This window comes from Fictibacillus barbaricus, assembly GCF_014635025.1.
Taxonomy (GTDB): domain Bacteria; phylum Bacillota; class Bacilli; order Bacillales; family Fictibacillaceae; genus Fictibacillus; species Fictibacillus barbaricus.
The window spans coordinates 1-668 of the sequence record NZ_BMCE01000019.1; the positions used below are offsets into that span (position 1 = coordinate 1).

The 668-nt window shown below is 51.8% G+C and carries 1 rRNA gene; it reads right to left on the bottom strand.

What is annotated here, in order from left to right:
* Positions 1-668: ribosomal RNA gene (locus IEV52_RS22230) — 23S ribosomal RNA — on the bottom strand; the annotation flags it as partial.

The following is a 668-nucleotide window of genomic DNA, read 5'->3' on the forward strand; positions in this document are numbered from 1 at the left end:
ACCGAAGCTGGCGCTCCGGCTTCTCAGGCTCCTACCTATCCTGTACAAGCTGTACCAAAATCCAATATCAAGCTGCAGTAAAGCTCCATGGGGTCTTTCCGTCCTGTCGCGGGTAACCTGCATCTTCACAGGTACTATAATTTCACCGGGTCTCTCGTTGAGACAGTATCCAAGTCGTTACACCTTTCGTGCGGGTCGGAACTTACCCGACAAGGAATTTCGCTACCTTAGGACCGTTATAGTTACGGCCGCCGTTTACTGGGGCTTCAATTCAGAGCTTCTCCGTAAGGATAACCCCTCCTCTTAACCTTCCAGCACCGGGCAGGTGTCAGCCCCTATACTTCACCTTGCGGTTTCGCAGAGACCTGTGTTTTTGCTAAACAGTCGCTTGGATCTATTCACTGCGGCTCTCTCGGGCGATAAACCCTATCAGAGCACCCCTTCTCCCGAAGTTACGGGGTCATTTTGCCGAGTTCCTTAACGAGAGTTCTCCCGATCATCTTAGGATTCTCTCCTCGCCTACCTGTGTCGGTTTGCGGTACGGGCACCTCTTTCCTCACTAGAGGCTTTTCTTGGCAGTGTAGGATCAGGGACTTCGGTACTAAAATTTCCCTCGCCATCACAGCTCAGCCTTCACGTTGGACGGATTTGCCTATCCAACAGCCTAA